This window comes from Collinsella sp. AF20-14LB (genome assembly GCF_003459505.1).
GTDB lineage: Bacteria > Actinomycetota > Coriobacteriia > Coriobacteriales > Coriobacteriaceae > Collinsella.
This window is the reverse complement of sequence record NZ_QRWD01000003.1, coordinates 19,501-32,705: the sequence shown is the minus strand read 5'-3', so window position 1 is coordinate 32,705 and position 13,205 is coordinate 19,501. Positions and strand designations below refer to the sequence as shown.

The 13,205-nt window shown below is 56.9% G+C and carries 15 protein-coding genes; 13 read left to right on the top strand and 2 right to left on the bottom strand.

The features are described 5' to 3' along the window. Positions 1–14 precede the first annotated feature (14 nt). The 10 genes from pgsA to hflX all read left to right on the top strand — a co-directional run bounded on the left by pgsA (position 15) and on the right by hflX (position 10,175). Positions 15–563: a CDP-diacylglycerol--glycerol-3-phosphate 3-phosphatidyltransferase gene (gene pgsA, locus DWX63_RS02150; protein WP_231500751.1), complete on the top strand. Its 549-nt coding sequence runs from the start codon at positions 15–17 to the stop codon at positions 561–563. A 12-nt stretch (positions 564–575) separates the two neighbouring features. Next, positions 576–1,106 (top strand): CinA family protein, encoded by a 531-nt coding sequence (locus DWX63_RS02145; protein WP_117842681.1) that lies wholly within the window; start codon positions 576–578, stop codon positions 1,104–1,106. A 257-nt stretch (positions 1,107–1,363) separates the two neighbouring features. Continuing rightward, positions 1,364–2,512 carry a recombinase RecA gene (gene recA, locus DWX63_RS02140; protein ID WP_304650751.1) on the top strand — a complete coding sequence of 383 codons (1,149 nt, stop codon included), beginning with the start codon at positions 1,364–1,366 and terminating at the stop codon, positions 2,510–2,512. A gap of 11 nt (positions 2,513–2,523) precedes the next feature. Continuing rightward, entirely contained in the window at positions 2,524–3,216 is a 693-nt protein-coding gene (locus tag DWX63_RS02135; RefSeq protein ID WP_117842680.1) for a regulatory protein RecX, read from the top strand. A 268-nt stretch (positions 3,217–3,484) separates the two neighbouring features. Beyond that, positions 3,485–5,035 (top strand): ribonuclease Y, encoded by a 1,551-nt coding sequence (gene rny / locus DWX63_RS02130; RefSeq protein ID WP_089573375.1) that lies wholly within the window; start codon positions 3,485–3,487, stop codon positions 5,033–5,035. Between the two features lies 1 nt (position 5,036). Beyond that, on the top strand, positions 5,037–6,122 hold the full coding sequence (locus DWX63_RS02125) for an ATP-binding protein (protein ID WP_117842679.1): 1,086 nt from the start codon (positions 5,037–5,039) through the stop codon (positions 6,120–6,122). Positions 6,123–6,196: 74 nt separating this feature from the next. Further along, complete coding sequence (locus tag DWX63_RS02120; RefSeq protein WP_117842678.1) at positions 6,197–6,514, top strand: stage V sporulation protein S; 318 nt, start codon at positions 6,197–6,199, stop codon at positions 6,512–6,514. Positions 6,515–6,577: 63 nt separating this feature from the next. Continuing rightward, on the top strand, positions 6,578–7,948 hold the full coding sequence (gene miaB, locus DWX63_RS02115; RefSeq protein WP_117842677.1) for a tRNA (N6-isopentenyl adenosine(37)-C2)-methylthiotransferase MiaB: 1,371 nt from the start codon (positions 6,578–6,580) through the stop codon (positions 7,946–7,948). Next, the gene (gene miaA / locus DWX63_RS02110; RefSeq protein WP_117842676.1) at positions 7,948–8,886 is read left to right on the top strand and encodes a tRNA (adenosine(37)-N6)-dimethylallyltransferase MiaA; all 939 of its coding nucleotides are present in this window, start codon (positions 7,948–7,950) and stop codon (positions 8,884–8,886) included. The genes miaB and miaA overlap by 1 nt, the downstream gene beginning before the upstream one ends. Continuing rightward, positions 8,886–10,175: a GTPase HflX gene (gene hflX, locus DWX63_RS02105; protein ID WP_117842675.1), complete on the top strand. Its 1,290-nt coding sequence runs from the start codon at positions 8,886–8,888 to the stop codon at positions 10,173–10,175. The genes miaA and hflX overlap by 1 nt, the downstream gene beginning before the upstream one ends. On the opposite strand, the gene DWX63_RS02100 is transcribed toward hflX, so the two are convergent. Further along, positions 10,160–10,864 (bottom strand): heparan-alpha-glucosaminide N-acetyltransferase, encoded by a 705-nt coding sequence (locus DWX63_RS02100; protein ID WP_117842674.1) that lies wholly within the window; start codon positions 10,862–10,864, stop codon positions 10,160–10,162. The two genes, hflX and DWX63_RS02100, sit on opposite strands and share 16 nt — an antisense overlap. After that, on the bottom strand, positions 10,864–11,508 hold the full coding sequence (gene lexA, locus DWX63_RS02095) for a transcriptional repressor LexA (protein ID WP_040359862.1): 645 nt from the start codon (positions 11,506–11,508) through the stop codon (positions 10,864–10,866). The genes DWX63_RS02100 and lexA overlap by 1 nt, the downstream gene beginning before the upstream one ends. A gap of 163 nt (positions 11,509–11,671) precedes the next feature. On the opposite strand from lexA, the gene DWX63_RS02090 reads away from it, so the two are divergent. From DWX63_RS02090 to dut, 3 genes are read left to right on the top strand one after another with little or no spacing between them, the layout of a single operon-like run. After that, positions 11,672–12,115, top strand: a complete 444-nt coding sequence (locus DWX63_RS02090) for a LysM peptidoglycan-binding domain-containing protein (RefSeq protein WP_158559592.1) — start codon at positions 11,672–11,674, stop codon at positions 12,113–12,115. Between the two features lie 51 nt (positions 12,116–12,166). Further along, on the top strand, positions 12,167–12,610 hold the full coding sequence (gene nrdR, locus DWX63_RS02085; RefSeq protein WP_022093781.1) for a transcriptional regulator NrdR: 444 nt from the start codon (positions 12,167–12,169) through the stop codon (positions 12,608–12,610). A gap of 4 nt (positions 12,611–12,614) precedes the next feature. Beyond that, the gene (dut, locus tag DWX63_RS02080; RefSeq protein ID WP_117842672.1) at positions 12,615–13,058 is read left to right on the top strand and encodes a dUTP diphosphatase; all 444 of its coding nucleotides are present in this window, start codon (positions 12,615–12,617) and stop codon (positions 13,056–13,058) included. The last annotated feature ends 147 nt before the right edge of the window (positions 13,059–13,205 follow it).

Here is a 13,205-nt window from a genome sequence, read left to right as displayed (position 1 = left end):
TTATCCCGGTGTTCATGATCGTGTCGGCGCTTTCTCACACGAGTGTTGCCGGTACAGATTGGAGCACCTTCGACGGCCCGCTCGCCGCCGCTGCCTTCATTCTGTATGTTATCCTGTCGTGCACCGATAAGGTCGACGGTTATCTGGCGCGCTCGCGCAACGAGATTACCGATTTCGGTAAGTTCTTGGACCCCATCGCCGATAAGCTGCTGGTGTTCTCGGCTCTGCTGCTGTTCTTGGATTTTGGCGCTGTGACCGTGTGGTCCGTGTTCATTATCCTGTTCCGTGAGCTTCTGGTGAGCGCCCTTCGCATGGTCGCGAGTGCCGCCGGCGTGGTCGTTGCCGCCGATAAGCTTGGCAAGTACAAGACGGCGACTACGATGGTCTCCATCTGCGGTTACCTGTGCGTCTTTGCGATGGCCGGCTTGCACCTTGGCCCGCTGGCGCTGACGCTCGGCATCTACTCGGTGTCGCGCTTCCTGTACGCCGTTGCCGTTGTCCTGACCGTTATCTCGGGCGCCCAGTACTTCTGGAACTGCCGCAAGATCGTCTTTTCGGTCTAGGTCCTGGTGGGTATGACGGACTCTTTTGAGCAGATTTCCGCACATAACGAGGAGCTGGCGCGTCATATTGTCGAGCGCGCGAGCGCTCGGGGCGTGACGGTTTCGACGGCTGAGTCGCTGACGGCAGGTATGATCGCCTCGACGATTGCCGATATCCCGGGCGCCTCGGCGGTGCTGCGTGGCGGTGCGGTGACCTACTGCGATGAGATCAAGCATCGCGTTTTGGGCGTTGATCAGGAGACGCTCGACCGCTATACCGCGGTGTCGCATCAGACCGCGCGCGAGATGGCGGCGGGTTCGCTGGAGCTGTACCAGAGCGATATTGCAGTGAGCGCAACGGGTTATGCCGGCCCCGGCGGCGGCACTGAGGACGATTCGGCTGGCACTTTCTATATTGGCTGGGCGTATCGCGCGGCTGATGGGGAAGTGCTGGTCGTGGACTCTGTGCGCTGCCACTATGAGGGCGACCGTTCGTGTGTTCGTGCCCATGCGGTCGCGGAGGCATTGGGACGCATTGTCCTTGTGCTTAACTCTATGGAATAGACGTGTTTTAAGGGGCCTTCGGGCCCCTTAATTGTGGAGATAGGGACCCCTGACGAATTTAGCGTTTGCGCTGGTCATAGGTGTATTTTTGCCTTTCTTGTTCTTATTTGCCCCTTTGTGGTCAAGCATTTGGTCAGTGTTTGGTCGGCGTTTGGTTGGGTTTTGGAAAGACTGCCTGCATATGATTGGCCTGAACGGTTGACCACGAACAGCCGTTCGTTTATTATCGATGCAGGTTGTTAAGAGGAGGGCTATTCATGGCCAAGAATTCAGGTCCCGTACGTACCGTTCATGCTCGCACGACGGGTAAAGAGCGCGATGAGATGATCGCCACCACCAAGGCCGAGATCGAGAAGAAGTTCGGTCAAGGCTCCATCATGAGGTATGGTGACGGCGGCCCCGAGCTTGAGGTTGAGGCCATCCCCACGGGCGCTCTGGCACTCGATGCCGCTCTGGGTATCGGCGGTGTGCCGCGCGGCCGTATCGTCGAGATTTACGGTCCTGAGTCCTCCGGTAAGACGACGCTTTCGCTCGAGATCCTGGCCGAAGCCCAGGCAATGGGTGGCGTGGTGGCATTTATCGATGCCGAGCACGCGCTCGATCCCACGTATGCCGCGCGCATTGGCGTGGATATCGACGAGGTACTGATTTCCCAGCCTGATACGGGTGAGCAGGCGCTCGAGATTGTTGACATGCTCGTGCGTTCCGGCGCCATCGATGCCATCGTCGTCGACTCTGTCGCCGCGCTGACCCCGCGTGCCGAGATCGAGGGAGAGATCGGCGATACCACGGTCGGATTGCAAGCTCGTCTGATGAGTCAGGCGCTCCGCAAGCTCGCCGGCTCGCTGTCCAAGTCCAACACGACATGCATCTTCATTAACCAGCTGCGAGAGAAGATCGGCGTCATGTTCGGCAACCCCGAGACTACGACGGGCGGCCGCGCCCTCAAGTTCTTCTCTTCGGTGCGTATCGACATTCGCCGTATCGACAGCATTAAGCTTAAGGACGAGGTTATCGGTAACCGCGTGCGCGCCAAGGTCGTTAAGAACAAGGTAGCAGCTCCGTTCCGTTCTGCTGAGTTCGACATCATGTACGGTACGGGCATCTCTAAGGAGGGCTCGATCTTGGACATGGCTGTCGAGTGCGGCATCTGCAAGAAGATGGGCTCCTGGTTTGCCTATGGCGAGGACAAGCTCGGTAATGGTCGCGAGGCCGCTAAGGCCTTCCTGCGCGAACACCCCGATTGTGCTGACGAGATCGAGCATAAGGTTCGCCTCGCCTGCGGCCTTGAATTCGATGACGATGCTCCGTCCGAGGTCGAGCTGACCGATCAGCCCGAAACTGAGGAGTTCGATGAGCTTTACGCCATCGATGGCTCCGCGATGCTCGATGATGATGACGAGTAGCGGATGCCCTCATGTCGTATACGGTGACCGAGGCAACGGTCGTCTTTCCCGATAAGAAGGCGGCCTCCTCGTTTTCGAGTGGGTATGCATCAAAAAAGCCTTGTGCACATATCGACTGTGAGCTCGAGGGCGGTTTTGAACGATCCGTCTGGATTCCTGTTCGTGTCGCGCGCCTGTTCCTTAAAAATCGCCCCGATCTTCCCTGCGATTGGGATGAGTTTCGCGAGGCGGTGCAGCTCATTGAGCGTAAATGCGCGCTTACCATGGTGACTGAGATGCTGTCGCGCCGCGACCATGCCACAGGTGAGGTCCGTGACAAGCTGGCTCGTTACGGATTTCGCCAGCCCGCAATCGATTTTGCCGTCCAGCGTGCCACTGAGTATCGCTTTTTAGATGAGAACCGCTTTTGTTCGTACTTTATCGAGGAACGCAAACGACGCGGTTGGGGACAGCGCAAGATTGAGACCGAGCTCAAGCGCCGCCATGTCGTACTCGATGATATCCCCGGCTATCCCGAGGATTATTTTGCCGTGGAGGACGACTTGGCTCGCGCATCGGCTTTACTCACGAAGCGTCGCATTCCCGAGACGCGTGGATTCGAAAAGCTCGTCCGGTTTTTGATGGGCAAGGGCTTTTCGTACCACATCGCCGCCGATGCCGTTAAGGCGCGTCTCGATGCTGAACGTGAGGAATGTGTAGTTTAGACACATGCTAGAAGTATGCGTTTTGCGTACCTGCCGTTCACCGCGTTTTAGACGCCGTGCTGGGTGCATTTATTTGACAGTTGTTGCGGTTCAACGTACGATAATCACTGTCATTTGCTTTGTGATATGTGCTCATCTTTGATGAGTTTGTTTATATGTTTATCTGTATCCGACCCGCATAAGCTGCGCCCATATTACTCAAATGTCGCGAGCCGTTCGCAAGGACGGTTCGCTTTGTTGTGTAACGAATCCATAAAAAGGAGTGAGCATGCCTATCATCGCAGCGCTCGTTGGCATCGTTTTGGGTGCCATCGCCGCCATTGCCTACATGCGCACCGCCAAGCAGGGTAGTCTTCACGAGGCCGACGAAAAAATCCAGTCGGCACATGCACAGGCTGAGTCCCTAATCGGCGATGCAAAGCGTCAGGCCGAGACCCTCAAAAAAGAGGCTCTGCTCGAGGCTAAAGAAGAGATCATCAAGAACAAGCAGGCTGCCGAGGCCGAGGACAAGCAGCGTAAGAACGAGATTCGTACGCTCGAGAATCGCGTGATGCAGCGCGAGGAGTCCCTCGATCGCCGTAACGATGCCCTCGACAAGCGTGAGCACCAGCTGTCCAGCCAGGCTGGCCAGGTCGAGAAGCGCTCCCGCGAGCTTGAGGAGCTCTGCGCCAAGCAGACCTCGGAGCTCGAGCGCATCGCCGACCTGACCCGCGAGGACGCTCACAAGGAGCTCCTCGACAAGGTTCGCGGTGAGGTTACCCACGAGGCCGCCACGATCATCCGCGAGTCCGAGCAGCAGGTTCGCGCCGAGTGCCACAAGACCGCCCAGGAGATCTTGTCCCTGGCGATTCAGCGCTGCGCCGCCGATCACACCGCCGAGGTCACCGTTACCTCTGTCCACATTCCTTCCGATGACCTCAAGGGCCGCATCATCGGCCGCGAGGGTCGTAACATCCGCACCTTCGAGCAGGTTTCCGGCGTCAACCTCGTGATCGATGATACGCCCGAGACCGTCGTGCTTTCGAGCTTCGATCCGGTCCGTCGCGAGACCGCCCGCGTCGCCCTCGAGAACCTTATTGCTGACGGCCGCATTCATCCTGCCCGCATCGAGGAGATGTATCACAAGGCCGCCGACTTGGTTCAGCAGCGCGTGCGCGAGGCCGGCGAACAGGCTGCCTTCGATACCGGTATCCACGATCTGCACCCCGAGATCGTTAAGACCCTGGGTGCCCTGCGCTATCGCACCTCGTTTGGTCAGAATGTGCTCCAGCATTCCCTCGAGGTTTCCGACCTGTGCGGCGTGATGGCTTCCGAGCTTGGTCTGGACGTTGTGACCGCCAAGCGTGCCGGCCTGCTGCATGATCTTGGCAAGGCTATCGACCATGACGTCGAGGGCCCGCATGCCGTTATCGGCGCCGAGCTCGCCCGTCGCTATGGCGAGAAGCCCGTTATTGTTCACGCTATCGAGGCTCACCACGCCGACGTCGACCCCAACACGGTGCTCGATGTTCTGGTCCAGGCTGCCGATGCCGTTTCTGCCTCTCGCCCCGGTGCTCGTCGCGAATCTGCCGAGAACTACATCAAGCGCCTTGAGAAGCTCGAGGAGATTGCCAACTCCCATGACGGCGTCGAGCGTACCTATGCCATGCAGGCTGGTCGCGAGGTCCACGTTATGGTTCAGCCGGACAAGATTTCCGATGCTCAGTCCACGGTCTTGGCTCATGACATCGCCCATCAGATCGAGGAAGAGATGGAGTATCCCGGTCAGGTGCGCGTCGTCGTGATTCGCGAGAGCCGCGCTGTCGATATCGCTAAATAACATGAACGACGCGAACGAGCTCATCTCATTTATCGCGTCGATGTCGGGGGAGGGCAACCTTCGCGTCGAGGAGAACCTTGGCGAGGGGTATGTCCGCCTCCGCGTTTCGGAGGCCGAGCGGCGCCAGGCAAAGCACGACATCCAGCATGTCGAGGATATTGTCATCGAAATGCTGCGTAACGCTCGTGATGCTGGCGCCGATAAGGTCTATCTCGCCACGACCAAGGAAGATGGCGTCCGTACGCTCGTGTTTCTGGATAACGGCTCGGGCGTGCCGCAGGATATGCAGGAGCGCATCTTCGATGCCCGCGTTACCTCCAAGCTCGAGAGCATGAAGATGGATCGTTGGGGCGTTCACGGTCGAGGTATGGCATTGTTCTCGATTAAGCAGAACACCGACGAGGCACGCGTTGTCGCGTCGGATGTTGACCTTGGCTCGGTCTTTAAGGTGAGCGTCGCTACCGACCGCCTTAGCGAGCGCGCCGATCAGTCCAGCTGGCCTCAGGCCGTGAAGGACGAGGACGGTCACTATGTTTGTGCCCGTGGCCCTCACAACATCATTCGCGCCGCTTGCGAGTTTGCCCTCGAGGAGCTGCGCGCCTGTGATGTCTATCTGGGGTCTCCGTCCGAGATCGCCGCGACGCTGCATGCGCAGGCCTCCAGCCGTCTCGATGCTTCTCGTCTTTTGTTTATCGATGACGAAGCCGAGCTTCCCGTGGTCGATCGTCTGGGTCTTGCTTCGGATGCGGAAGACTTTATCCGTATCTGTTCGGGTTTGGGCCTTGAGATGTCCGAGCGTACGGCGCATCGTATCTTGGCGGGCCAGATTAAGCCCGTTCGTGGTGTGACCGCACGCCTGCTACGCGAGCGTGATTCGTCTTCACATCCGTCTGCTCCGGTTGATCTCGCCAAAGATCGTCGCGGGTTGCGTATTGCCAAGGACGACATGGCGCAGTTCTCGCGAGCAGTGGAACGTGACTTTAACGATCTTGCAGCACGGTACTATCTCAACCTTTGCGGCGACCCCAAGATTCGTGTTTCGCGTGATCGTATTACCGTGACGTTCGATCTTGCCAAAGAGGAATAGCATCTTTACCGAGTCCGTTCGGTACGATACAGTTATTGCAGTTAAAACGTACTTTTAAACGCAGGAGTTTCTTCATGGATTGCCTGAAGGTATCAAGCAAATCGTCGCCCGCGTCCGTTGCCGGCGCCATTGCCGGCATGGTCAAAGATGGTGTTCCCGTCAATATTCAGTGTGTCGGCGCGGGCGCCGTCAACCAGGCCATTAAGGCTGTGGCCATTGCACGCGGATTTTTGATTCCGACCGGGTTTGATATTTCCTGCGCGCCGGTGTTCTCCGACATCCTCATCAACGGGGAGTCGCGCACGGCCATCCGTCTTTCTATTTACGTTCATCAGATTAATCGAGCTGCTATGGATAACGTTGTGATTGACCACGTTAAGCCTGTGGCATAGAGTGTTTACTCTTTGCCCGCGCTCTTTGATTCCGCCTATTCCACCTCGTTAGGACTTATACACATGGACCAGGGTTCCGTACGCGATATTCTTGCCGGTAAAACCTACTTTATCCGCACCTTTGGCTGCCAGATGAATCAGCACGACTCCGAACGCGTGAGTGGCCTGCTCGACTCGTATGGCTGCCTCATGGCGCTCGATCCGGAGCATGCTGACATCGTCGTGTTCATGACGTGCTGTGTTCGCGAGGCAGCTGACACCCGTCTGTACGGTCAGTGCAACTCTTGTAAGAGCCTCCCGCCTTCGCCCTCGGGCAAGCGCGTGGTCGCCGTGGGCGGCTGCATCGCGCAGCGCGACGGCGAGGGTCTGCTCACCAATGTCGATAACGTCAATGTCATCTTTGGCACGCATTCCATCGCGCATGTGGCCGAGCTCATTGCCGAGGCATTCTTGGACGGCAAGCGTCATATTCGCACCAATGAGCACGAGGACACGGATGCTATGAGCATGCCGTGGCATCGTGAGACCCAGTATCACGCCTGGGTCCCCATCATGACGGGCTGCAACAATTTCTGCACCTATTGCATCGTGCCGTATGTGCGCGGTCGCGAAAAGAGCCGTCCTTTCGAGGAGATTGTCGACGAGGTGACCGGTCTAGTACGCCAGGGCGTGCGTGAGATCACGCTTCTGGGGCAAAACGTCAACTCCTATGGTCGCGATCTGTTTGGCAAGCCGCGCTTTGCCGACCTGTTGCGTGCCGTGGGCGATACGGGTGTGGAGCGCATCTTCTTTACTTCCTCGCACCCCAAAGACCTGCTGCCCGAGACCATCGACGCTATGGCCGAGACGCCTGCCGTCATGCCGCAACTGCACCTGGCAGTTCAGTCGGGCTCGACGCGCATCCTTAAAGAGATGAATCGTCGCTATACGCGTGAGGATTATCTGGGACTCGTCGATCGCATCCGCAATCGTATGCCCGATATCGCGCTTTCGACCGATATCATCGTGGGCTTCCCCGGCGAGACCGAGGAAGACTTTGAGCAGACGCTCTCGCTTGCCGAGACGGTCCGTTATGCTCAGGCCTATACGTTTATCTATTCCAAGCGCGCCGGTACTCCGGCCGCCGAGATTGACGATCCTACGCCGCATGAGGTAATTCTCGAGCGCTTCAACCGTCTGGTGAAAGTTATCGAGACTACAGCGCACGAGTATAACCAGGGTGAGCTCCACACCGTTGTGCCGGCGCTTATTGAGGGTACGAGCAAAAAGAATGACGCGGTGCTGCTGGGCAAGAGTCCTAAGAATCAGACCGTTCATGCACCGATTCCCGAGGGCTACAGCATTGATCGGCTGGTTGGCAAGATTGTCGATGTTGACATCGACGTTGCCAAGACGTGGTATCTGTCCGGATCCGTTGTGGGCGAGCCGCGCTAATGATTTCTCCCGGGGCAGGCCTTTCCGCCGTTGCGATTGTCGGTCCGACCGCGGTTGGCAAAAGCGATGTCGCAGATCGTTTGGCGGCTCGCCTTTCGTCGGAAGTGCTGTCGTGTGACGCGATGCAAATCTATCGAGGCATGGATATCGGTACCGCCAAGATGGCACCCGAGGAATGCGCGGCGCCTCTACGCTTGGTCGATATTGTTGAACCGGGCGTTGCATATTCTGCAGCGCTGTATCAGGCAGACGCTCGTGCACATGTTGAGCGCTTGCTGGGCGAGGGCCGCCTACCGGTGTTTTGTGGGGGTACAGGCCTGTATCTCAAGTCCGCCCTGGATGAGATGGATTTTCCCTCGGGCGAGCTTGAGGACGATCGCCGCGCAGGGTATCAGGAGCTTGCCGAGCGCATAGGCGAGGAAGCGCTGCACGCGTTGCTTGCCGAGCGTGACCCCGAGTCCGCTGCGGTCATCCACCCCCATAATGTTCGTCGTGTGATTCGCGCGCTCGAAATGCACGATGATGGCGTATCCTACGCGCAGCAAAAGTCGCAGTTTAGTGTTCCGCGCGAGCATTATCACGCTCTGTGGTTTGGATTGTCGCGTAATCGCCAGGCGCTTTACGAGCGTATTAACCTACGCGTCGATTTGATGTTTGAGCAGGGTCTAGTTGATGAGGTTCGCGGTCTTATGGACCAGGGGCTGGGAGATGCACTTACTTCGATGCAGGCGATTGGCTATAAAGAGATTATCGATGTCTTTGACGGCGTGATTTCTATGGATGAGGCTCGCGAACTCATCAAGATGCGTTCGCGTCGCTATGCCAAGCGTCAGCTTTCGTGGTTTAAACGCGATGACCGCATCGTGTGGTTCGATATGGACGAGTTTACGATCGATGAGGTCGTTGGGGATATCCTTCACCGTATCGAGGCGGCCTAATGGCTCGGTTTCCCCTCGTTCCCACGGCGCCTGAGCCCGAGCGTGCCGTTCTTGTCGGAGTTGAGTGGCGCGATAACGCCTGGCCGCTCGATCGTTCGCTTGACGAGCTTGAGCGCCTGGCCCATACGGCTGGCGCCCAGTGTGTGGCGCGTTTGTCACAGCGTCTAGTTAAGCCCTATCCAAAATCGTTTATTGGCTCCGGTAAGGTTGAGGAGCTCTGCGGGCTCGTGCATCGTATGGATGCCGATGTTGTTATCTTCGATGACGATTTAACGCCCTCGCAGCAGTCTTATCTGGAGAAAGCCGTGGGCGAACCGGTTAAAATTATCGATCGTACGGCTTTGATTCTCGATATCTTTGGCCTGCACGCTCAGACCCGTGAGGGCCGCCTGCAGGTGCAGCTAGCCCAATTGCAGTATCTGTTGCCCCGTTTGCGCGGTATGTGGAGTCATCTTGCTAAAGAGCAGACACGCGGTGGCATTGGTTCGCGCTTTGGCCAGGGCGAAAGCCAGCTCGAGGTTGACCGGCGTTTGATTCGCAACAAGATTGCCGCGCTTCGTCGCGAGCTTAAGCAGGTTGAACAGCGTCGCGATGTCCAATCAAAGAGCCGTATCGAGTCGCCGGCGTTTCGCGTTGCCTTAGCCGGTTATACCAATGCCGGCAAATCGACGTTGCTCAATCGTCTGACTGGATCTACGGTACTTTCGCAGGATAAGCTGTTTGCTACGCTCGACCCGACGACGCGTTCGTATCGTCTGCCCGGCGGTCGCGGTATGACGATTACCGATACTGTTGGCTTTATTCAAAAGCTGCCGCATGGCCTGGTCGATGCGTTTAAATCGACGCTGTCCGAGGTGTTGGGTGCCGATCTAATTCTCAAAGTCGTAGATGCGTCTGACGAGGACTATGAGCGGCAGCTGGAGGCTGTCGACCGCGTGCTTGATGAGATCGGTGCCGGCGAGCGTTTGACGCTTACGGTGTTCAATAAAATCGACCTACTCGATAGCGTCGATCGATTGAGTTTCCATCGTCGCTATCCCGAGGCCGTGCTGTTCTCGGCCCAGACGGGTGAGGGGCTTGACGATCTCGTCGACCGTATTGCCCGTGAGGCGGCTGCCACCGATGTGTTGCTCTCTGCTGATATCCCGTATCGCGAGGGCGCCCTCATCACGCTGGTGCATGAGCAGGGAACCCTTCTGCATGAGGAATATCTCGAGGACGGAGTTCGCATTGTGGCGAAGTTGCCGGCCCGAATCGCGCCGCGTCTTGAGCGCTATCGTACGGAATAAACGAGTTCTAGTACGCCTAGGATGACAGGCTGATGGAGCAGGTAGAACGGTAAGGCATGCCGACCGAGGACTGCGAGCGCCGGGACGGGATTGGCGTATGCCCATGTTGGCGCTTCGAGGCTTGATGCTTGTGCTGCCCGGGCAGCAAAAAAGCCGGTAAGGTACATAAAGATAAACGGAATGAGCGGATAGTAGTCTCCCGAAACAAAATCCGGGCTCGGGAATCCAAGCCATGCCAGGTAGGGGAGTGGGTAGACCGCTTTTGGAATGCCCCAGGTGAGGGCAAAAAGAACAAGACACGCCGCGATGCCCCATGAACCCGGTAATTTTTGGAGTAACGGACGGGTGAACGCAACCACCGCGGTGCACACCGCCATGCAATAAATGATGCCAAAGTTCACTGAATCGTCGACCGATACGAGCGTTGTTGCGATCCAGACGACCAAAGCTGCGGCAGCGTACTTAGCCGCTCGTTTGGCATTGTTGCGTGAGAGCGTGCACATCCAACCCGCGATAAACAAAAATACCCAGCTGATGCTGGCTCGCCAGACGTCTTGAAAGACAGTCTGGGTAAACCAAGGCATATCCCAACCGTACAGGTAGGCGAGATCATAGCAAGCGTGAAAACCTGCCATAGAAATCATCGTAAACCCGCGGACGGTATCAAAGATGGTTATGCGTTTTTGCATTACGAGAACCGGCGCATCAAGCCGACGACTTTGCCCAGGATAACGGGATTCGTTGCATAGATAGGTTCCATAGTGTCGTTCTCGGGCTGCAAGCGCACACGCCCCTGCTCCTTGTAGAACGTCTTGACGGTCGCCGAACCATCAATCATGGCCACGACAATTTCGCCGTTCATGGCACTCTTTTGTTCACGGACGATGATGTAATCGCCATTGAAGATGCCGACATTGATCATTGAGCTCCCATGCACCTCAAGGATAAAGGAACCCTGATCAGTGGCGATTTCGGTCGGGATAGTAAACGTGTCTTCGATATTCTGCTCTGCCAGAATGGGAATCCCAGCCGCGACGCGACCAACGAGCGGTAGCGAGACCGTTCCGCGAGGTGCGGTGGGCTCGTCAGATTTGGAAATTGAGACAGAGGAACCATCCTCGTTAAAGAGTTCCAGGGCGCGCGGTTTGGTGGCATCGCGCTTGAGTAGCCCGCGCGCCTCCAGGGCAGAGAGATGGGCGTGCACGGTGCTGGGGGAGGAAAGGCCCACGGCAGAAGCCATCTCGCGCACGCTGGGCGGATAACCCTTCTCCTGCTGATATTCCTTGATGAAGTCGTAAATTTGCTGCTGACGCTTGGTAATTTTGCGAGCCATCAGGGCATCCTCTCTACCCATGTCAAACAAATGTTCGAATTTTGCTTGACAGGAACAACTGTTCGAAGATAATAATAACCGAACATTCGTTCTCGCGCTAGACATTTTTGTCCGCGCGGCTTGATAAAACTGTTCTCAGCAAAACACGCGAGAGGAGAACATGATGAACGTAACGAATATGGTCCAGGGAAACCTCGCCCTTAAGCTCGAGACGCCTGCAGAACCCACTTTTACGGTTGTTCAGGGTGGCCGCTCCGGCTTTCAGCCTTTGACCGTAAAGCCTGCGCGCAATCAGCAGGCTGTAGTCGCGCCGGCCCGCGTTGCCCTGAAGGTTCCGACGATTGTCGCCGTTGCGCTTACGCTCTTCTTTGTCCTCGCTATGTCGGTCTTTAGCGCTCGTCACGCCGCGTATGCCGAGTCCGTTTCCAACATTACCTACGGGACCATTCGCGTTCAGCCTGGCGATTCTCTTTGGTCGCTTGCCGAAGAATATCCAATCGAAGGCCTTTCCACGCAAGAGACTTCCGACATGATCCGTAGCGTCAATCATCTGGAGCATGGTTCGCTCGCCGCCGGTGCGCATCTTAAGGTTCCTGCTCGTTCGTAATCATTATCGCGCTGCGCATGGTACCCTTGTTATCGTTTAAGAGGAGGTACCATGCGCTGTCCCAAATGCGGCAAGGCACATACCCGCGTCGTTGATTCCCGTATGCAGGAGTCAAATAACACCATTAAGCGCCGTCGCGAATGTTGCTCGTGTAACTACCGCTTTACAACGTTCGAGCGATGCGAGGACCCTATCGAGGTCATTAAGTCAGACGGAACCAAGCAGCGGTTCGATCGCAATAAGCTGCTCGTCGGCTTGATGCGAGCCACCATCAAGCGCGATATCGACACTAAGAAGCTCAATGAGATTATCGATGACATCGAGGTCGAGCTGCGCTCTCGCACGCTGACGGCCGTCACGTCCCATGAGTTGGGTGACATGGTGCTCAAGCGCTTGGCCAAGATCGACAAGGTTGCGTACATCCGTTTTGCCTCGGTCTACCGTGATTTCAAAGACGTCGATGAGTTTCTGCAAGAGCTCGACAAGCTAAGGTGATTCCATGTCCAACATTACCGTCAACATAAAGCGTCTCGACCCCACCGTTGAGCTTCCCAAATACGCCCATCCCACCGATGCCGGCTTGGATTTGCGCTCCAACGAGGACTGCGTCCTGAAGCCCTTCGAACGCCGTCTGGTCTCTACGGGGCTGGCCATCGCCCTGCCCGATGGCTACGCCGGCTTCGTCCAGCCCCGCAGCGGCTTGGCCATCAAGCAGGGCCTGTCTATAGTCAATACGCCGGGCCTCATCGACGCCCACTACCGAGGAGAACTCAAGGTTATCCTCATCAACCTGGATCCCTCCAATAACATTCAAATCAATAAAGGCGACCGCATAGCCCAACTCGTCATCCAAGAAGTCCCCACGGTCAATCTCATAGATGTAGAAGAACTAGACGAAACCGACCGAGGCAAAGGAGGCTTCGGCTCCAGCGGCATCGCCTAGGGCGCCCGTATCCCTCCCGCCCGGGGCTTACCTATATCATTCCATGCTCAAACATTCTCGCGTCGCTTCGCTCGCTGTGAAACTGCGCGTGGAACGATATAGGTAAGCCCCGGGCGGGCGGCTACTCGCTTGAAACAATATTTACTT

Coding starts and splice junctions, on each gene's coding strand:
- hflX (WP_117842675.1), top strand. CDS start 8,886: ATGGCTCGGTTTCCCCTCGTTCCCACGGCGCCTGAGCCCGAGCGTGCC.
- recA (WP_304650751.1), top strand. CDS start 1,364: ATGGCCAAGAATTCAGGTCCCGTACGTACCGTTCATGCTCGCACGACG.
- lexA (WP_040359862.1), bottom strand. CDS start 11,508: ATGGCTCGCAAAATTACCAAGCGTCAGCAGCAAATTTACGACTTCATC.
- pgsA (WP_231500751.1), top strand. CDS start 15: ATGATCGTGTCGGCGCTTTCTCACACGAGTGTTGCCGGTACAGATTGG.
- DWX63_RS02135 (WP_117842680.1), top strand. CDS start 2,524: ATGTCGTATACGGTGACCGAGGCAACGGTCGTCTTTCCCGATAAGAAG.
- miaB (WP_117842677.1), top strand. CDS start 6,578: ATGGACCAGGGTTCCGTACGCGATATTCTTGCCGGTAAAACCTACTTT.
- DWX63_RS02090 (WP_158559592.1), top strand. CDS start 11,672: ATGAACGTAACGAATATGGTCCAGGGAAACCTCGCCCTTAAGCTCGAG.
- DWX63_RS02100 (WP_117842674.1), bottom strand. CDS start 10,864: ATGCAAAAACGCATAACCATCTTTGATACCGTCCGCGGGTTTACGATG.
- miaA (WP_117842676.1), top strand. CDS start 7,948: ATGATTTCTCCCGGGGCAGGCCTTTCCGCCGTTGCGATTGTCGGTCCG.
- DWX63_RS02145 (WP_117842681.1), top strand. CDS start 576: ATGACGGACTCTTTTGAGCAGATTTCCGCACATAACGAGGAGCTGGCG.
- dut (WP_117842672.1), top strand. CDS start 12,615: ATGTCCAACATTACCGTCAACATAAAGCGTCTCGACCCCACCGTTGAG.
- nrdR (WP_022093781.1), top strand. CDS start 12,167: ATGCGCTGTCCCAAATGCGGCAAGGCACATACCCGCGTCGTTGATTCC.
- rny (WP_089573375.1), top strand. CDS start 3,485: ATGCCTATCATCGCAGCGCTCGTTGGCATCGTTTTGGGTGCCATCGCC.
- DWX63_RS02120 (WP_117842678.1), top strand. CDS start 6,197: ATGGATTGCCTGAAGGTATCAAGCAAATCGTCGCCCGCGTCCGTTGCC.
- DWX63_RS02125 (WP_117842679.1), top strand. CDS start 5,037: ATGAACGACGCGAACGAGCTCATCTCATTTATCGCGTCGATGTCGGGG.